Raw genomic sequence first — 18218 nt, 5'->3', positions numbered from 1 at the left:
TAAATGGCAGACATTAAAATTGCTGTATTTGCTCAATTGTGATAACTTAAAGCTTAAAACTGAGAAATATTTATGTTAGAAGAAAAGTATAGCTTTAGGGAAATTGAAAACAAATACAACATATTATGGGAAGGGAGTAAAGTTTATAAATGGAATGGTGAAAAGGATAATACTTTCACTATAGATACGCCTCCACCAACGATATCTGGAAAGTTGCATATTGGTCATATATTTAGCTATTGCCATACGGACTTTATTGCAAGGTTTCAACGTATGCTGGGGAAAGATGTATTTTATCCAATTGGGTTTGATGATAATGGGCTTCCCACTGAAAGGTTAGTTGAGCAGACCTATAAAACCCGTGCAAAAGAAGTTGGCAGAGAAGAATTTATAGAGATGTGCCATGAAGTTATTGAGAAGTCAAAGCAGGAATTCAAGGAATTGTTTAAATCAGTCGGTATTAGTTATGACTGGAATTTAGAGTATCACACAATTAGTAAAGAAGCTGTGGCACTTTCTCAAATGTCATTCATTGATCTATATAATAAAGAGTATGCATACAAAAAAATGCAACCTATTCTTTGGGACCCAGTCGATAAAACTGCAATTGCACAAGCAGAAATAGAGGATAAAGTCTTTGAGTCATTTTTGAACACGATAGTTTTTTCCACTGAAGAAAATGAGCAGATTAAGATTGCAACTACACGGCCTGAGTTGCTTCCAGCATGTGTTGCAGTTTTTTGCCATCCAGAAGATGCACGCTACACTCAGCTGATTGGAAAAATAGCCGTAGTGCCAATAACAGGAGCAAAAGTTCCAATAATAGCTGATGATAAAGTTAAAATAGATAAAGGTACTGGGCTTGTTATGTGCTGTACGTTTGGTGATGAGCTCGACATATATTGGCAGCAAAAGCATGGTCTGCCGATGAAAATTATTATCGATCAGGATGGTAGGATAAGTCTAGATTCAGTGTATGGTAATAATAGATCCCAGTGTCAAGGCACTGGGATGACAAAGGGGAGTGACATTCCAGTGCTTGACACTGGAATCCAGACATTAGAGGAGACACACGCTCCAGCGCGTGACGCTGGAATCTACGATGAAGTAAATGGCCTAAGAGTTAAAGAAGCAAGAAAGAGAATTATTGAAATCCTAACTGAAAAGGGCCTTTTAATAGAAAGCACTAGCATTTCTCATTCTGTTAAATGTGCTGAAAGATCTGGTGCGCCGCTTGAAATATTACCTACTTATCAATGGTTTGTCAAGACTTTAGAGCAAAAAACTCAAGTATTAGATAAAGTGAGTAAATGTAATTGGCATCCAGAATCTATGCGTAAACGTATAGAGGTGTGGATAGAAGGGCTAAGTTGGGATTGGTGCATCTCAAGACAGCGTTATTTTGGTGTACCATTTCCAGTTTGGTATTCAAAACGTAAGGGAGAAGAAGGCAAAATCATTCTAGCTGAAGTAAAGGATTTACCTGTAGATCCACTCAAAGATTTGCCGAAAGGGTATATTAAAGAAGAAGTTACTTCAGATCAAGATGTGATGGATACTTGGGCAACAAGTGCGATCACTCCTCAATTAAGTGCACTGGCAGTAAACAGTGAGCTCGGTTTACCAAGCCATCGGTATGATAAGATATTTCCTGCAGATCTGCGCAGCCAAAGCCATGAGATAATAAGAACTTGGGCTTTTTATACGATTTTGAAGGCACATTATCATGCAGATTCACTGCCGTGGAAAAATATCATGATTAGTGGTTGGTGTTTGGCTGATGATAAAAAAAAGATGAGTAAATCAAAAGGTAATATCATCACTCCTCATGTAATGCTTGAAACCTATGGAGCTGACGTAGTACGCTATTGGGCAGCAAACTCAAGACTTGGAGTTGACACAGTCTACTCTGAAAATATCTTCAAAATTGGCAAACGACTTGTTACGAAACTTTGGAATGCTAGCAAATTTGTTTCCATGTTTATGGAAAAACATCAAGCATTGAGCATAAATTCCATCAGTGAGACGATGGATAAGTGGATATTGTCCAAATTATATAAAGTGATAGAAAAAACGACGAACAACCTATTACAGTTTGAATACTGCGAAGCTTTGAGCGCAATAGAAGAATTTTTTTGGAAAGATTTTTGTGATAATTACTTAGAGTTAGTTAAAAAACGTGCATATGGAGATGCATTGGACAGCGAGGCAAACATGAGTGCGAAACAGAGTTTGGCATATGTACTCAATATTATTTTGCGGTTATTTGCACCATTTTTGCCATACATTACAGAGGAAATATATCATCAGTTGTATAGTTATAACTCCGTTCACAATAAAAGTAATTGGCCTAACAAGGAAGAACTTATCTATGATAAGTATTCTGAAGAAATGGGAGATAATTTCGTGCAGATATTAAACCTTGTGAGAAAAATAAAAGCAGATAATAACGTATCAGTTAAGCATCTTATACAAAAGTTGATGATAAAAGCGAGTGTAAAAGAGGATGAGTTAAATTATTCTGCTCAGCATGATTTGCAGTCAGTTTGCAATGCTGAAGTGATAGAATGGGTTGAGAGTACAGAAGCAGAGCTTATAACTGAGAATGGAAAATTTACTGTAAGTTTATTGATTGATGTAACTTAGCATTCGTATTACTATACTAATTATTTAGTTGTGAGGTAATAATGATTGGTAATTCATATAATAATAAAATTGAAGAGCAAAAAGATGATTATCATGACTTCATTCAAAGGTTTTTGTTTTTGCTCGGTAAGATAAAAGAAAAGAATAAATCAATTCACACTGCTGTAGCTAGTCTTCACATATTATCTTTTTTAATAAAATACAATGCCAATTTTAATGAAGATGAATTGTATAAAGCCGTTATCCAAGATTTCAATAATGTAAAGGAGGCGAGACTAGAGCTTCAAGATAAGGCTAAAAAAGTATTGAATGGGTATATTGAAAGTGGTGTTGAAACAGTGTCAATATATGGTAGTTGTGCAGAAGTTAAATTGGGAGCTAATAAAAACAAATTCAAAGTCAGTGAGTTTTTGAATAGTAATTTCTGTCAAGATAATGGAATTTCAGGGTTTTCAACTCTGCATAGCAATGGAAAAAATGGAATGCACGGTTTTGTTTCTGAAGAAGGAATAAGGCACTATGTTGTAACTGATAGTGCATACGAAATGACTCTGAATTGGTGTGATGAGGACGGAAAAAAGTGCACTATTATAATTAATATTGATGCTAATGGTATAGAACTTATCGAGCGTAATCGTGTTACTGATGATCAATTGAAAGCAAATAAAGATGTAAAAATAGGTAACTTATTCTTGTATCAAATAAAATTTAGAAATAAGGAGAAAGGCAATCATAAATCATCTGAGATTGTGATAGAAAATAGTAATAGAAATATTAACATTCAAACAACTCAAGAAATTGAGCGTGGCATCAAAAAAGCTCAAATAGGTAGTACTAAAATGCAAGACAAAATTGCACAAGTTGTAGATGAAAGCTTAAACGAAAGAATTAATAAATTGGAAAAAGAAAATACAAGATTAACTGGAAATAATCAAACTATATTAGAACAATTACAGCAAAAAATGAGAGAGGTAGAGGAATTAAATGGAAAGGTAAGGGAAAAAGATGAAGTTTTGGCTGAAGTAACACAAAAACTCAAGCAGCTAAGTGATTCGGTAGAGAGTGAATTTGAGGAGAAAAGAATAGAGAAGGAAAAGTTAAATAAGAAGTTAAGGGAAATGCAAGAAAAGATACAACAGTTAAGTAAAGAAAAGCAAAATTTGGAAGAATATGCTGAAGGTCGAGATGTCAGAGTAAAAAGACTAAAGGATCAAATAAGGAAATCAGAGTACGGACTGGCTGAATCAATGAATGAAAATAAAAGGTTAGAACAAGAACTGAATGATGCTCAAAAAAAGTTAAGTAATAAGGACAATGAAATCCAGAGATTAAAAAATCAATCACATGAATTAGAATCTAAAAAAGTAACAGAATTGATGACATGTTTAGAAAAGAAAGAGAAAAAAATAGCAGAGTTAGAAGCGCAGTTGCAAAAAGAAAGTTCTGAAACTTATGATTTAATACTTAAATCATCGGATTTAGAAGAAGAAAAAAGACGATTATAAGAAAAGTTAAATGAAAAAACTCAAGAAGTGATTAAACTAACTGTAGATTTAGAAGAACTAAGTAAGCAATCGGAAGAGAAAGAAACTAAATATTTCAGTAGGATTAAAGAGTTAGAAAAAATTCTTAATAAAGAAAGAAAAAACAGTGAAGAGTTGGAAAATTATAGCATCAATCTGGAGGAAGAAAGTCAAATTCAACATGAAAAGTACAAAGAGTTACTATTTGAGAAGCATTCTATAAAAGAAGAAATTTCAGATTTGAATGATCAATCTTCATTAGTTCATCAGAATCGTGTGAGCTTAGCACAAGATTTGGCAAAAAACATGATATATTTGTTCAAAGAGAATGTAAGAGAAGGAGATAAAGTGATTATATCGCAGGAAACTGTATTAGAGATTTTGAATAGATTGGAGGAATTAATCAAGAATGTTGGAGTCAGTGATCAAGAAATAAAAGGAGTAATTGAAGAAATATCTGTACAAACTAATGATAGCCTTCCTCCTTCAGATATAAGTAATGGAGATTTATCAGCACTACCAAATAAAGAGCTGGATGAAGCTTCATATTCAGAAGATTTTGGATATTCTAGTAGATGTTCTACTCCTAGATGTTCTACTCCTGTCTGATGCCACCTTGCATTTTGAGTTTAGTTAGAATATCAACTAAAGTTTATCACTGGTAAAATTGTGATAAGTGTTCTCCTCTACAGGTAAGACAATTTTAATCAATATATACAAGACTGCTGCAGTTTTGTGTATAGGTGATGAGCAATTTACTTAATAAATATAATACATTTTATTTTATAGCTAGTTCTCTGGCTACTCTCACGTTACTTACATCTTTAGCGCTTATTAATGTACCTAGTTCTTTAATTCTCGCTTTAGCTGTATTATCTGTTTTGGCTTTTATGATTTTGTATAAAATAATTATTGACACTAGTAAAGTGGAGAAGAAATTTGCTCACAAAGAGCGTGAGTTGACTCAAGAAAAGCACAATTTATACGAGGAAGAAAGAAAATTTGGTCAAAAAATAGAAACTGAGAGGAAATCTTTTCTTAAAGAAAAAAAATCTTTGGAGGAGAAATTAGAAGCAAAAATGATCCATATAATTGGAATAACAGACGAATTAGAAAAAGTAACGAAGGAGAAAGATGAGCTTGCTGCACAAGAAAAAGAACTACTCCATAAAATCTCATATTTGTGTAAACAGTTACAGGAAAAAGAAGCTAATCTAACTGAGAGGAAAAAACTTATAATCGAATTGAAAAGAAAAATAGACAATGATAAATATGAGGAATTATATAAGGAAGTAGAGAAATTATCTAAAGAAAAAGAGGAGTTATCTAAGGAAATAGACAAATTACGTAAAGAGAAACATATACTGTATATGAAAAAAGAAGAATTACATAAAAGAAAAGAAGAACTTTGTGTGAAATTAGATGAATTACAATGTAAATTTAAAGAAATTGATCAGAAAAATAAAAACTTATCTCAAGAGTTAAAAAGGAAATTTGAAGAGCTAGATAAAGCAGACGGTTTAATTAAAAATCAATCTTTTGAGTTAGACAGAATAAGACAAGATTGTAATAACGAAGTGAAAAATTTAAGAAATTCACTTTTAGAGCGAGACAGTCAAATAAAACAACTTCAATATGTGATAGATAAGATAGAAGAATCAATAAGAGAAAATGAAACAATTAAAGATTATAGCAAAAAAATAATATTAGGGGAGACTCAGAAAATAAAATTTATATTAGGGCAGCTTGTGCAATTCAAGCCAATGAAAGGTTCCAAAACATCGGAGGAAACGTCTGATTCTTTACAGGAAGATCTTGGATATGCCAGTCGTTCACCCACTCCGACCAGATTATCGTGTTCAGTGTCTGTACAAAGCATTGCAAGTGGACCAATCCCTGAATATGGATTGTAAAATGCAACAATTACTCTTATTATAAAAAAAATTATACAAGATAATGAACCCAATAATATGCGCACTGGATACACAAGATTTGAATGAAGCCATATCTTGGGCTAATGGTCTGCGTGATAAGGTTGGCATGGTAAAACTTGGGTTAGAATTTTTTGCTGCACATGGTCCTTCTGGAGTGAGAGAAGTTGCAAAATGCAATGTACCAATTTTTTTAGATCTAAAATTGTATGATATTCCAAACACTGTAGCTAGAACAGTTGAAGCAATAAAAGCTCTAGATGTTGAAATGCTAACATTGCATATCAGTGGTGGAACAAAAATGCTTAAAGAAGCACTAAGTATAGTGCAAGGAAAGAAAATAAAGCTAATTGGAGTAACAGTACTAACTAGTATGGGCAATGAAGATCTGAGTGAACTCGGAGTAGCAAGGGAGGCAAAATCACAGGTAATTTTGCTAGCAAAGCTTGCAAAAAAGATTGGACTACATGGAGTAGTTTGCTCTGCACTAGAAGCTCAAGAAGTGCGCCAAGAATGTGGTAAAGACTTTAAAATTATTACTCCAGGAATCCGTATGAATCGAGGTCATGATGATCAAAAAAGGACAGCAACACCAAAAGAAGCAATAAATTCAGGAGCTGATTATATCGTAATTGGCAGACCCATTACAGAGAGTAGCAATCCCGCAAGTAGTGCAGAGTTAATATTGAAATCCCTTACTGATTGAAGCAGGGCAGATAAGGTAGCATAGAGTAAAAGCAACAAACGGTATGTATCCGTTCAGCAGGGTGGCAAAACAAGGTAGACGAGAAAAGATAACTAAATGGGTCAGTGCTTGACCATTTTTCTTTTTTTTCTGGATTCCAGCGTCACGCACTGGAATGACAGGGCTGTGAGTGTCATCGAAGTAGCCGATACAGGCCTTTTTCTTCTGTCATCCCAGTGCCCTGAAACTGGGATCCAGTTAAATTTACAGGTATAAAAGTAATCAACGTTTCTGGTGATGATAGAAAAATGGATCCCAGCTTTATACGGCTACGTACTTTATTTGCACATTCTCCTACTCAGTGAAAAAAAGTGCTTGACACAAAAAAATGGATGCTGTATAGTACTGACAATTAAGTATAATACTTAGCGTGGTGTAATACTACACTGCTTTTTTTACTTCAACAAGTAATCATTATCATTTTTCTCCCGTTACCAAGCAGCTTACGTTCATTTGTATCTACCATGAAGCCAATGCTAGAATCCAGAAAAAAGACCGGTGAATGGCAGGTACGAGCATTATACGTCACAGTTGTATGAACGTTGTTTACCATGAGGGCGCCTCCCAGCACTGGTTGTAAACAAGCGTTTGAGTTATACTAAGCTGCCATTCACCGGTCTTTTTTCTGAATGCAGGTTGCATGACAACGCTGAGATTACTGATAAAGATTACCTTCAAATTACAATAACTATTCTAATTTTATTTTTAAAGGAGGCTATTATGTCACTTACTGATATCGCTCACCGTGTTAATGAACTTGCTTCATCATGGGAGCAATTTAAACTAATAAATGATCGTAAACTAAAAGAAATCGAAAGCAAAGGGCCTGAGCAGCTATGCAAGATAAATAGTAATATTGATAATTGCAAAGAGCGCTTAGATTTTATTGAAACCTCAGTTCAACGCCCAGAGATTAGCACAGATTTTAATACAGGTGATAAATATTTTTCTGATTATATTCGCAAAGGAATGGAAAACAGGTTATCACACAAAACCCTAAGTGGAGATGACAATGATATTGGAGGGTATTTAGTTACTCCTCATATTGTAAAACGCATAAACAAGCGTATAGCTGATTCATCTCCAATGCGGCAGATATGTTCCAAGCAAAAAATCTCTACTGAAACATTGGATTATATTATAGAAGATTGTGACCGTGCTGGTGCAGGTTGGAGTGGTGAAGTCGTAGAGGACGAAGATGGTGGCTATAAATCCAAGTATGATTTTGCACAAGACACAAGTACACCTAAAATTCAAAAGATTTCCATCACAACTTATGAGCTCTATGCTCAGCCGCAAATATCACAAAAATTGCTCGATGATGCATTTGTCAATGTTGAAAGTTGGCTTGTAGAAAAGGTTGCCGAAACTTTCAGTAAGAAGGAGAATGAAGCCTTTATTAAAGGTGATGGCACTTTTCAGCCTAAAGGAATTTTAACTTACGAAAATGGAAATGGTCATAATAAGATAGAGCAAATTAAAGCTGATAAGCTAGACAGCGACGCCATAATGATATTGTACTACTCTCTAAATGAACATTACTCTAAAAATGCATCATTTTTGATGAACAGGAGTACGTTAAAGGACGTGAGGCTACTAAAATCTGAAACAGGTCAGTATCTTTGGCAGCCGAGTTTATCGCTTGAAACACCAGATACTTTGATGGGAATACCAGTATATCAATCTGCTGATATGCCACCTACAATGATTGCAGTAGCGGATTTCAAACAAGCTTATAAGATCGTGGATAACAGAGGAATGAGAATATTGAGAGACCCTTATACAAACAAACCTTATGTTAGATTTTTTGTTACTAAGCGTGTCGGTGGGGAGGTTGTCAACACCAGTGCTATTAAATTATTGAAAATTGCAAGCAAGTACTAAAATTTTTATGAAATAGTTGACATATTATACTTTTTATGTAATAATTAAATTATTGTTAATTTAAGGAGTAAAATATGTTAGAAAAAATAAAAAACTTTTTTCAGTCGATTGCAGGAAGAATTGCATCAGTCTGGAACAGCATTAAAAACTTGTGGTCTAGTAATAAGGCAAACCTAGTAAGTGACCCTAAGGAAAGGATAGTGGCGTTATCTTTTGTAGAATTGAGCGACGGTAAAATAGGGTTGGTTATACCGCAAGGTGTAACACTTCCAAAGAATAAAGATAGATATGGTAATGTAATTGATGATGAGTTTCGTTTAGATTCACATTATAATAGAAAAGTATATATCACAGGTCGTTACGACTCGGAAATGGTGATAGAAAATGGCAAGATACGTCTATCTATAAATTCAGTTGGGACTCTAGATGGCAAAGAAGTTTATGGTGATAATAAACCAGAAGAAATGAAAAGGCTGCTAGATGTGAGCAATAAAAGTTGTATAGAAATACAATTGAATTCACCTAAAGTTATTGCAAATAATAGTAACACACCAAATTCAGAAACTACTAATGTAGAAGTAGAGCAACACGCTGCTGATACTAGTCAATCTCTTAATGCACAGTCACTATAGCAAACTGTTAAAAAGAGCACCTCCTTTGGTGCTCTTTTTCTTTATAAGTTTTCTCCATAGGGAAAATTGACAAATTAAACTTTATATATAATAATTAAATTATTAATTTAAGTAGTAAAGTATGTGGGAAAGTATAAAAAAATTTTTTAAGTGGATTGCTGATCACATAGGAATTTCATGGATTGCAAGAAAAATTTCATCAGGCTGTAAGCGGCTGTTTGGTGGTAAAAAAAGTGAAACAAGTGTTGCGAAACAAAGCATATCACAGCAAGGACAATCTTCAGGTAAAACTACTATTGAAGAAAAAAACAAGAGTTAATAAATGCTTTTACTGCATCTCTTTCTAAGTTTAGAGAAGATTTATCTGATCTTACTCTGAGGAAGTGACTACTGAATCAGAGGAGTTTTATGATGCAGAAGTTACATAACCAAGTTCAACAACTCGAGCACTAGCAACAGAAAGACATTGTGTCTCTAATCCGAGTATAGTAGGAAACGGTTATTATTAAAACAAACCCTTCACAAAAGAGCACCTCCTTTGGTGCTCTTTTTTTCTTTATAAGTTTTCTCCATAGGAGAAAATTGACTAATTACAATTTTTCGTATCAATTTTCAATAGATTCATCGATGTATAGCTATAGTTTTATCAGTGTAAGGCTAAATATGCTAAGCTTATAAAGATGACAAAGCTTCAAAAAAAGCCTAACATAGTGGAAAAAGCTTTATGAAAATCAAAGTTGGAGTAATAGGCTGCTTAGGCAGAATGGGTAAGAAAATACTCAATGAATTAATTACGAATACCAAAGTGGAAATAGCAGGTGCTGTTGCTCGCTTGGGCAGTGAGTATATAGGCTTAGATATTGGGCCTATTGTAGGCAATAATTGCAATTTAGGAATCAAAATTACAAGTTCTATTAGTGAGGTATTTGAATCGTCCGATGTTGTAATAGATTTTACAACTAAAGAATGTATGCTAGAATGCCTTAAGGCGGCCGTGAAATTTAAAAAACCGCTAGTTAGTGGCACAACTGGAATAGAAGGTCTAAATTTAAAAGAATATGCTGCTAAAGTTCCAATATTATGGTCAGCAAATATGAGTATAGGAGTTAATGTGTTGCTGAAATTGGTAAAAGAAGCTGCCAAACTTTTAGGTAATGAGTATGACGTTGAAATTTGGGAAATGCATCACAATTTAAAAAAGGATTCACCATCTGGAACAGCTATAGAGTTTGGTAAAGCAGTTGCTAACGCTGCAAAAGTGGATTTTGAGCTCAATCAATATTCACATAATAATTCAAATATAAGAGGGAAAGGAGGAATAGGCTTTGCAGTATCTCGTGGAGGTGGAGTAATAGGAGATCACAGTGTCATGTTTGTCAATTCCGATGAACGAGTAGAATTAAATCACAAGGCAATTGACCGCACAACGTTTGCTAGAGGGGCTATTCAAGCAGCAATATGGTTGTGCGAGAATAAAACTCCAGGACTTTATTCAATGCAGGATTTAGTATGAGCGATAAATACGCTTTCGTTAAAAATTTAAATCTTTGGTATGGCTCTAAACAAGTTTTATTCGATATAAATTTGAATATTTGCAAAAAGAAAGTCACAACTTTTATCGGACCTTCTGGGTGCGGTAAATCGACATTTTTGCGTTGTTTTAATCGTATGAATGATTACGTACCTGGATGTAGAGCGACTGGTGAACTGGTAATCGATGGGCTGGGTAATATATATTCACGTGATATGGATGTTGTATTGCTCAGAGCAAAAGTTGGTATGGTATTTCAAAAACCCAATCCTTTTCCAAAGTCAATATATGATAATGTTGCTTATGGGCCTAAATTGCATGGCATGGTGAAAAATAAGCAAAAATTAGATGAAATAGTAGAAAGTAGTTTAACTAAGGTTGGTTTATGGGAAGAGTTGAAAGATAGATTGCAAGATAGTGCACTAAATTTATCTGGTGGCCAGCAACAAAGATTATGCATTGCTCGTGCAATTGCAGTAAAGCCAACTATTTTATTAATGGATGAACCATGCTCTGCCCTTGATCCAATGGCAACCAACGCAATCGAAAATCTTATACAAGAATTGAAATTGAGGTTCACCATAATTATGGTAACTCATTCGATGAAGCAGGCTAAAAAATTATCTGACAGCGTAATTTTCTTTTGCAATGGCAAGATTGTTGAATTCGGAAGTACTCAAGAAATCTTTGAAAATGCTCAGTCTCCTTTAACGAAGGAGTATATTCTGGATCATTAGCTTAATAGTTGATATTTTAATTTTTTCTATGTATAATTTTATCAAGTTTGTTGTGATAGGTGGTTAAAATGTTTAGTACAAGTGAAGCAACAAAAAAGTTGTTTAAAGCTATTGAATTTCAAAATGCTAGTGGTGAAAGAATAACACCTGAGGAAGCTTGGAATCATTTTCAACAAGCATTGAAAGAAGGAGCGAATGTTAACGCTTTTGAGGATGGGATGACACCTTTGATGTGCATTGCTTCAGCTTTTGTTACTAGTAATAACGAGGAACATCAATATTTAGAGCTTATGGCTAAGTTGCTTGTAGAGCATAAAAAAATTGATGTAAATATTAAAAGCAAGCAAGCTGTTATTAAGAGAAAACCAAAGGAACATGATGGTTATCCAGTTTACGAATTTGAGGGGAGAGAAGTAGTAGATAAGGATATAAGGGGTTGTGTATACCTTGACAATTTACAACCTGTTAATGAAGGATTTATACCTCAAAATTATGCTCGTGCAGAGGAGGAAATTAAGACCGGCAAGAAGGAAAAAAATACAGCTCTACACATTGCTTGCAAGTTGGGAAATGTAGACATGGTAAAAATATTACTTACACATCCAAAGATCAAAACTAATATTAAAAACTATGAAAACAAAAATCCAAAAGATTGTATTGCAGGACATGTCAAGAAAGCAATAGAACCAGAATTCCTAAAGATAGAAGCAGTCGCTCAAAAAAGGAAACAAACTGATTGTGCTTATGCTTTTTTGTTATCTGGAGTACTTGCTGCTGGTATATGTTTCGCAGTTGATAACCCAGTTCCGTTTGCTGCAACTTCGTTGCTTTTTTTGCAATAGGATGTGGTTGTCTGTATAGAGCAAATACAGTTCTTAACGATGTAAATTTCTCTCAGGTTGATTTCGAACATGCTAAGTGATTTATCTGTTCAGGTAAGGTGTAATTCCAGCACTTGATGCTGGTTTTCATTTAATCTCATTGAATTTAGCATAAGCTCAGTTTACTTGTAAATTTTTCTGGATCCCAGTGTCAGCTACTAGGATGACAGGAGTATGAAATGGGTCTACTTGACCATTTAGTTGTCTTTTCTCGTCTACCTTATTTTATCACTCTGCTGAACGGATACCTTTATTTTCAATAATTTTGTTAGCAATAATACGGCTTTCAAAATCGATACTTGTTATGTCAGATAGTGATTTAATATCAGAGTACTTGTCAAAATTTTCTATTGTTGATTTTACTACCTCTAATATTTCTAAGAAACCGATTCGTGATTTCAAAAATTCGTTAACAGCCATCTCATTTGCAGCATTGAAAACAATACTGTTTGTATGTGGAGAAGAAGAATTTAACACTTCCATACTGAGCTTTAGTGCAGGAAAACATTTGTGGTCTGGTTCTTGAAAGGTCAATTTTCCTTGCTTTGTTAAATCTAATTTATGATTTAAAGTTGATCTTTCTGGCCAAGACAAAGCATATGCAATGGGAATTTCCATATCAGTTTCTGCAAGCACAGCAAAGCTGAACCCATCTTGATAAACTACAACTCCGTGTACTATCGACTCAGGGTGAACTACTGCTTCAATTCTATTTGGACTCATATTAAACAAATGATGTGCTTCTATTATTTCTAGTGCCTTATTCATCATTGTTGCACTATCAACTGAGATTTTCTTTCCCATTTTCCAAGTAGGGTGACTTAGTGCCTGATTTACTGTGATATTTCTTAATTGTTCAAGGCTATAATTTAAAAATGGTCCACCAGAGGCAGTGAGTATAATCTTTTCTACACATTTATCATCGTTTTGCAAAACTTGAAAAATTGCGTTGTGTTCAGAGTCAATAGGGATTATTTGTACGCTCCTTTCTTTAGCTTTTTTAAGTAGTAACTTACCACCGCAAACAATACTCTCTTTGTTTGCTAGAGCAATAACTTTAGTACCGCTTTCTATAACCTTTATAACTGGATCAAGGCCTGCAATGCCAACTATTGCAATAACTGAGAGATCAACAGGTAGAGAAGCAACATTTGCTAGACCTGGAGCACCAACTTCTACTTTGACGTTTGTACCAAGTAGATCTTCTTTTAAATCTTTGTAGAACCTTTCATCAGAAATGGCAGCATATTTTGCATTAAGTAGATTTGCCTGTTGTGCTAGCAGAGCAAAGTTAGAATTGGCACTTAGTGCTTCCACCTGATATTCTTCCTTTCTCTTTAAGAGCAAATCTACAGTCTTTTTTCCAATGCTTCCTGTTGATCCTAAAACTGAAACTTTTTTCACTAATTACAATAAAATCTTCTTAGTTATTTAGTAACCAAGCTCATGATCATCACCAACAGATGGTGAAGGACCAGGTGAAAAAGATTGGCCATGATGATCACCTGCATCATGCATATCATGCAAACCATCAGCACTATGAGCCATTTCATTGCTAGCGTGGGGATAATCATCCGGATGATGCCCCTCATCACCGTAGTCCATACCCATTCCTTCTGATGGCATATCTTCTCCACCACCACCTGAAAAATATTCAGCAAGACTTTCAAGAAATTTTATGCCAAACATATTACCTGATTTCCCAAATAACGTTACTAGACTGCTACCACTTACCAAACCTTCGAATACATTATTATAAGCAGCAATTGCTCCTTCATGAAAGTTGAACATCCACTTCATTCCATCCACAATTGTTGCAACAGAGTCACTATGACCAAGACCGAAACCACTTTTCTCACTAGCGGCTTCCTGGTGTTGCTGCTGTGCCTGCCATTCTGCAATATTTGGACCTTGTGCTTCACTCATAAACTTTTATTCTAAGCTTTAAGCTATTATTTTACCAAAAACACTGTAAAATATCAATTGTTTAAGAGAGGTTATCATAAAAATAGCTAACACTAAGCTATTTTTATGATTCTGATTACTCTATACCAAAACATCGATGATGTGCTGTGGTAACAAAGTGATGACTTGAGGTTTAAGATAGCTTCTATTTCTTCTTAGAAGACTGCTCCTCTCTCTTTCCTTTTTAAATAAGTTTACCTACAGGTCTGATTGTATTAAGATTACTTAGTACAATCAGATTTATCAAATGCGCTTATCTCAATATTACCTGCCAACTTTAAAAGAAACCCCTGCTGGTGCTGAAATTATTTCTCATCAATATTTATTACGTGCAGGCTTAATCAAGCAGACAGCATCTGGAATTTATTCTTGGCTGCCGCTTGGTCTTTTGGTACTTAAAAATATTGAAAATATTATCAGAGATGAAATTGGTGCAATTGAAGTGTTGATGCCTTGTGTGCAGCCAGCAAGTCTTTGGCGAGAGTCAGGACGTTACGATGATTACGGCAAAGAAATGCTACGTATTAAAGATAGGCATGAAAGCGATATGCTTTTTGGTCCAACACATGAGGAGGTGGTAACTGATTTGATTAGAAATACGGTAAAAAGTTACAAAGATTTACCACTTTGTTTATATCAAATTCAGTGGAAGTTTCGTGACGAAGTAAGACCTCGTTATGGCGTTATGAGAGGCAGGGAATTTCTGATGAAGGATGCATACAGTTTTGATGTAGATTACGAAGGTGCACTGAATTCATATAATTTGATGTATAAAACTTACATAAAAATCTTCAAACGAATGGGGCTTACTCCAATTGGAGTGAGGGCAGATACAGGACCAATTGGAGGAAATTTAAGTCATGAATTTCATATATTGGCAAACACCGGTGAGAGCACTCTATATTATGACAATAAACTTTTTGAATTACTAGAAAGCGAAGATATTGAAAGCCTGAAGAGCATATATGCAGTTGCAGACGATATGCATGATCCTGAAAGTTGTCCTATAACGCAAGAACAGTTAAATGTTAGCAAGGGTATTGAAATAGGGCATATTTTTTATTTTGGTGATAAATATTCGAAACCTATGAAGGCAAGTGTTACTTCTCAAGATGGAAAAAATGTTAACATGCATATGGGTTCGTATGGTATTGGAGTTTCAAGGCTTGTTGGCGCAATAATAGAAGCTTTCCATGATGATAAAGGAATTATCTGGCCAGAGGCAGTAGCTCCTTTTAAAGTTGGTTTGATCAATTTACAAACAAAAGTAACGGAGGCTGCAGATAAAATATACAAAGCTTTGAAAAGCGATGAAGTGCTTTATGATGATACGGACGAAAGTGTAGGAGTGAAATTTGCCAGAATGGATCTGATAGGCTTGCCGTGGCAAATAATTATTGGAAAGAAAGCAGTAACTTCAAATATAGTTGAAGTAAAAAATAGGGCAACTGGAGAGGTAGAGGAAATACAAGTTGAAGAAGCAATAAATCGTTTTAGCGCAAAATGATATACGGTATTGGCACTGACATAGTATATATACCCAGAATATTGAGAATATCACAAAAATACGGGGAAAAATTTCTCAATAAAGTCTATACTAAGAAGGAAATAGAGATAAGCAAAAAATATAATAGCCAAGAAGTAAGAGCAAAATATTTTGCTAAACGCTTTGCTGCAAAGGAAGCTTTTGTTAAAGCGCTAGGCACTGGATTCAGCCAAGGAATTATAATGAAAGATATAGAAATATACAGTAATATCAGGGGAAAACCACATCTTGCTATCACAAAGGATTTCATCTCGAAAGACTACAAGATACACCTTTCTCTAAGTGATGATCAAGATTATGCTACTGCGTTTGTTGTAATTTCCGTTGAGTAGATATTGTTTAGTACATACGATTTCAAAAATTTTTTTGAAATTATACTTTGACCTACACAGATCGACCTTTCTGTGAATCCTGGTTTCTGCTTTCTTCAACTTGTTTTGCAAAAGACGTCTCTTGTGTATTCATATGTTGAAGTGGTTTAGCAATTTCGCGCACAACAGCAGCAACTGCAGTTAAAAACGCCTTGAATAATCCACCTAAAACTCCACCAACTGCTTCTCTACCGTACATAAGAGCTTGCTTTTCATTGTCATCAGCAGTTTCCCCTGCCCTCCTTCGTGGATCCATTCTATGAGCAATAACTGAAAACAACACCCCCCTAATTGAAGACTTCACTCGTGCTTTTGCCTTCTGAACATCCCCATCACTTGCTACTTCATGTTTTTCCCTACTATTCATTAGCTCCTTTTGTTGTTGAAAACTTAAGATCTCTTCCATCAGTTGTTTCTTTCTCTTTTCCAGAACTCTTTTCTTGGACTCTGATTTATCGCGAGTGTGTTTTGTGGTTTCAAGTTCTACATCAATATCCTCAGATGCTGCTTGGCTATATAAGGTTTCTATGAGCCTATCTATACTTCGCTTTACTTGCATAGTCCTTTCGTAACTATCTAAATTATCAACTCCTTCATCAATTTGACTTAAAATATCCTCGAAAGGTTTTAAATACTCTTTAAATTGCTCTTCGAGCTGATTTTCATTCTTCAAATTCCTTTCTCTTCTGTCATCGCTATTCTCTTCAACATTATCATCGCCTTCTTCGAAAAGATCCTCATCATTCATAATTTTTTTTAATTTATTCCCACTTATTATTATTGTATATGAAAAAATTAAATTAACACTAATGAAAAGTGTTCACAACTTCAGCACTGGCTAAAACTACAGTGAAGCTGTCAAAAGTGGCAGGATCATAATATCTCTCATACAATTCAACCGAACACCTGAGTTTTATCTTCTCCTTAGCATTAAAACTAATCTCATAATCATTATTAGAGTTTAACATTGCAGAATTACGCAATAATTCATCAGCCAATACTGAATTTAAAATGCCATTAATTTTTATTGTAATCTTTCTACTTCCAGCACAATCAAGCACTTTTCTCCAGCCAAAAGAGGAAATATCTTTCATCTCCTCTTTGTTATTACGCAAAGTAAACCTTAAGTTTCGTATATTATTCAGCACAACAAAATTATTGTCATGACCTTTAATTTTCAGCTGTAATTTGCTCATCGCTACCTCCTTGTATTAAAATATCAAAATTAATTGTTGAATGTAAAACTTCATCATGCTGATTTATAACACAATTACTTTCCAAAATGGTCTCACTACTAATGCTCTTTACCACCAAGCCAACATGCTTTATAGCAGCAAGCATGCTGCTTATATGATAAGTATATATGTCGCATGAAAATCTTACTTTTGTAGCAAAATTAGATAGCATATGCAGGTTAACATAATTTACTATGCGCAATCTCAGATAAGGAATAGTAACCTGCTTAGGCAGGTAATCATAGATGTTAGTAACATATTTCTTTAAATCAGAGTTTGCTTTTAATGCTGCATAAATACTATCATACAACTCATTTATAATTTGAATTTTTTCCATCTCACAGATACGTTTACGAAGATTGCAATTTGCAGGTACAACAGATGGTATCATCCTAGTGCTTACTGCACGAACATTATCTGTCAAGAAGATGTCATCCCATCCCCAGACACTGGTTCACTTTATAATGATGTCGTTCCAGTAGCTCTTTCTTGTAATCCCAGTACTGGGATCCAGGAATTTTATTAAGTTGGTAAGCATAAAAGTAGCCGTTTTATTTTAAAATACAACGTTTTGATGATCATGAAAAAACT

At 34.6% G+C, this 18218-nt stretch carries 17 protein-coding genes and 1 pseudogene; 12 read left to right on the top strand and 6 right to left on the bottom strand.

The features are described 5' to 3' along the window. Positions 1 to 72: 72 nt before the first annotated feature. The 4 genes and pseudogenes from OPR37_RS03080 (at position 73) to pyrF (ending at position 6806) form a co-directional block, all read left to right on the top strand. On the top strand, positions 73 to 2646 hold the full coding sequence (locus OPR37_RS03080; protein WP_264684782.1) for a valine--tRNA ligase: 2574 nt from the start codon (positions 73 to 75) through the stop codon (positions 2644 to 2646). A 41-nt stretch (positions 2647 to 2687) separates the two neighbouring features. Further along, positions 2688 to 4778: pseudogene (locus OPR37_RS03075) on the top strand (zinc ribbon domain-containing protein). 137 nt (positions 4779 to 4915) lie between these two features. Further along, positions 4916 to 6082, top strand: coding sequence for a hypothetical protein (locus tag OPR37_RS03065; protein WP_214303371.1), 1167 nt, complete (start codon positions 4916 to 4918; stop codon positions 6080 to 6082). Positions 6083 to 6125: 43 nt separating this feature from the next. Continuing rightward, positions 6126 to 6806, top strand: coding sequence for an orotidine-5'-phosphate decarboxylase (gene pyrF, locus OPR37_RS03060; RefSeq protein WP_012481735.1), 681 nt, complete (start codon positions 6126 to 6128; stop codon positions 6804 to 6806). A gap of 439 nt (positions 6807 to 7245) precedes the next feature. Here pyrF and OPR37_RS03055 read toward each other — a convergent pair whose 3' ends face one another. After that, a complete protein-coding gene (locus tag OPR37_RS03055) occupies positions 7246 to 7398 on the bottom strand; it encodes a hypothetical protein (protein ID WP_156220886.1) in 153 nt (50 codons plus the stop codon). 167 nt (positions 7399 to 7565) lie between these two features. Between OPR37_RS03055 and OPR37_RS03050 the strand changes: the two genes are divergently transcribed. From OPR37_RS03050 to OPR37_RS03025, 6 genes are all read left to right on the top strand, one after another. Then, positions 7566 to 8729 carry a phage major capsid protein gene (locus tag OPR37_RS03050; protein ID WP_265016816.1) on the top strand — a complete coding sequence of 388 codons (1164 nt, stop codon included), beginning with the start codon at positions 7566 to 7568 and terminating at the stop codon, positions 8727 to 8729. A gap of 74 nt (positions 8730 to 8803) precedes the next feature. Beyond that, positions 8804 to 9361, top strand: a complete 558-nt coding sequence (locus OPR37_RS03045) for a hypothetical protein (protein WP_264685025.1) — start codon at positions 8804 to 8806, stop codon at positions 9359 to 9361. 121 nt (positions 9362 to 9482) lie between these two features. Beyond that, positions 9483 to 9680, top strand: coding sequence for a hypothetical protein (locus tag OPR37_RS03040; protein ID WP_264685024.1), 198 nt, complete (start codon positions 9483 to 9485; stop codon positions 9678 to 9680). A 405-nt stretch (positions 9681 to 10085) separates the two neighbouring features. Further along, positions 10086 to 10874 carry a 4-hydroxy-tetrahydrodipicolinate reductase gene (gene dapB / locus OPR37_RS03035; protein WP_264377758.1) on the top strand — a complete coding sequence of 263 codons (789 nt, stop codon included), beginning with the start codon at positions 10086 to 10088 and terminating at the stop codon, positions 10872 to 10874. Then, positions 10871 to 11629 carry a phosphate ABC transporter ATP-binding protein PstB gene (gene pstB / locus OPR37_RS03030; RefSeq protein WP_264682728.1) on the top strand — a complete coding sequence of 253 codons (759 nt, stop codon included), beginning with the start codon at positions 10871 to 10873 and terminating at the stop codon, positions 11627 to 11629. The genes dapB and pstB overlap by 4 nt, the downstream gene beginning before the upstream one ends. Positions 11630 to 11697: 68 nt before the next feature. Continuing rightward, the gene (locus tag OPR37_RS03025) at positions 11698 to 12471 is read left to right on the top strand and encodes an ankyrin repeat domain-containing protein (RefSeq protein ID WP_264685023.1); all 774 of its coding nucleotides are present in this window, start codon (positions 11698 to 11700) and stop codon (positions 12469 to 12471) included. 267 nt (positions 12472 to 12738) lie between these two features. On the opposite strand, the gene dxr is transcribed toward OPR37_RS03025, so the two are convergent. Both dxr and OPR37_RS03015 read right to left on the bottom strand, forming a co-directional pair. Further along, positions 12739 to 13914: a 1-deoxy-D-xylulose-5-phosphate reductoisomerase gene (gene dxr / locus OPR37_RS03020; RefSeq protein ID WP_264685022.1), complete on the bottom strand. Its 1176-nt coding sequence runs from the start codon at positions 13912 to 13914 to the stop codon at positions 12739 to 12741. A gap of 27 nt (positions 13915 to 13941) precedes the next feature. Further along, positions 13942 to 14436 carry a hypothetical protein gene (locus OPR37_RS03015; RefSeq protein ID WP_007302735.1) on the bottom strand — a complete coding sequence of 165 codons (495 nt, stop codon included), beginning with the start codon at positions 14434 to 14436 and terminating at the stop codon, positions 13942 to 13944. Positions 14437 to 14722: 286 nt separating this feature from the next. On the opposite strand from OPR37_RS03015, the gene proS reads away from it, so the two are divergent. Beyond that, on the top strand, positions 14723 to 15982 hold the full coding sequence (gene proS, locus OPR37_RS03010; protein WP_264685021.1) for a proline--tRNA ligase: 1260 nt from the start codon (positions 14723 to 14725) through the stop codon (positions 15980 to 15982). Beyond that, positions 15979 to 16353, top strand: a complete 375-nt coding sequence (locus OPR37_RS03005; RefSeq protein ID WP_213863686.1) for a holo-[acyl-carrier-protein] synthase — start codon at positions 15979 to 15981, stop codon at positions 16351 to 16353. Before proS ends, OPR37_RS03005 begins: the two co-directional genes overlap by 4 nt. Positions 16354 to 16405: 52 nt before the next feature. Here OPR37_RS03005 and OPR37_RS03000 read toward each other — a convergent pair whose 3' ends face one another. The 3 genes from OPR37_RS03000 to OPR37_RS02990 are packed head-to-tail and all read right to left on the bottom strand — an operon-like array spanning position 16406 to position 18018. Then, the gene (locus OPR37_RS03000; protein WP_213863685.1) at positions 16406 to 17140 is read right to left on the bottom strand and encodes a hypothetical protein; all 735 of its coding nucleotides are present in this window, start codon (positions 17138 to 17140) and stop codon (positions 16406 to 16408) included. A gap of 58 nt (positions 17141 to 17198) precedes the next feature. Beyond that, positions 17199 to 17588 carry a phage tail tube protein gene (locus OPR37_RS02995; RefSeq protein WP_007302803.1) on the bottom strand — a complete coding sequence of 130 codons (390 nt, stop codon included), beginning with the start codon at positions 17586 to 17588 and terminating at the stop codon, positions 17199 to 17201. Continuing rightward, positions 17563 to 18018 (bottom strand): DUF3168 domain-containing protein, encoded by a 456-nt coding sequence (locus OPR37_RS02990; RefSeq protein WP_012481716.1) that lies wholly within the window; start codon positions 18016 to 18018, stop codon positions 17563 to 17565. The genes OPR37_RS02995 and OPR37_RS02990 overlap by 26 nt, the downstream gene beginning before the upstream one ends. Between the last annotated feature and the right edge of the window lie 200 nt (positions 18019 to 18218).

This window comes from Wolbachia endosymbiont (group B) of Lycaena phlaeas (genome assembly GCF_947251875.1).
Classification (GTDB): Bacteria; Pseudomonadota; Alphaproteobacteria; order Rickettsiales; family Anaplasmataceae; genus Wolbachia.
This window is presented reverse-complemented; position numbering and strand designations above follow the sequence as displayed.

Excerpts from the sequence above, each read along its gene's own strand:
- OPR37_RS03055 (WP_156220886.1), bottom strand. The coding sequence starts at position 7,398 with ATGGTAAACAACGTTCATACAACTGTGACGTATAATGCTCGTACCTGC.
- OPR37_RS02995 (WP_007302803.1), bottom strand. The coding sequence starts at position 17,588 with ATGAGCAAATTACAGCTGAAAATTAAAGGTCATGACAATAATTTTGTT.
- pyrF (WP_012481735.1), top strand. The coding sequence starts at position 6,126 with ATGAACCCAATAATATGCGCACTGGATACACAAGATTTGAATGAAGCC.
- OPR37_RS03065 (WP_214303371.1), top strand. The coding sequence starts at position 4,916 with ATGAGCAATTTACTTAATAAATATAATACATTTTATTTTATAGCTAGT.
- OPR37_RS03040 (WP_264685024.1), top strand. The coding sequence starts at position 9,483 with ATGTGGGAAAGTATAAAAAAATTTTTTAAGTGGATTGCTGATCACATA.
- OPR37_RS03005 (WP_213863686.1), top strand. The coding sequence starts at position 15,979 with ATGATATACGGTATTGGCACTGACATAGTATATATACCCAGAATATTG.
- OPR37_RS03080 (WP_264684782.1), top strand. The coding sequence starts at position 73 with ATGTTAGAAGAAAAGTATAGCTTTAGGGAAATTGAAAACAAATACAAC.
- OPR37_RS03025 (WP_264685023.1), top strand. The coding sequence starts at position 11,698 with ATGTTTAGTACAAGTGAAGCAACAAAAAAGTTGTTTAAAGCTATTGAA.
- dapB (WP_264377758.1), top strand. The coding sequence starts at position 10,086 with ATGAAAATCAAAGTTGGAGTAATAGGCTGCTTAGGCAGAATGGGTAAG.
- OPR37_RS03045 (WP_264685025.1), top strand. The coding sequence starts at position 8,804 with ATGTTAGAAAAAATAAAAAACTTTTTTCAGTCGATTGCAGGAAGAATT.
- proS (WP_264685021.1), top strand. The coding sequence starts at position 14,723 with ATGCGCTTATCTCAATATTACCTGCCAACTTTAAAAGAAACCCCTGCT.
- OPR37_RS03000 (WP_213863685.1), bottom strand. The coding sequence starts at position 17,140 with ATGAATGATGAGGATCTTTTCGAAGAAGGCGATGATAATGTTGAAGAG.
- pstB (WP_264682728.1), top strand. The coding sequence starts at position 10,871 with ATGAGCGATAAATACGCTTTCGTTAAAAATTTAAATCTTTGGTATGGC.
- OPR37_RS02990 (WP_012481716.1), bottom strand. The coding sequence starts at position 18,018 with ATGATACCATCTGTTGTACCTGCAAATTGCAATCTTCGTAAACGTATC.
- OPR37_RS03050 (WP_265016816.1), top strand. The coding sequence starts at position 7,566 with ATGTCACTTACTGATATCGCTCACCGTGTTAATGAACTTGCTTCATCA.
- OPR37_RS03015 (WP_007302735.1), bottom strand. The coding sequence starts at position 14,436 with ATGAGTGAAGCACAAGGTCCAAATATTGCAGAATGGCAGGCACAGCAG.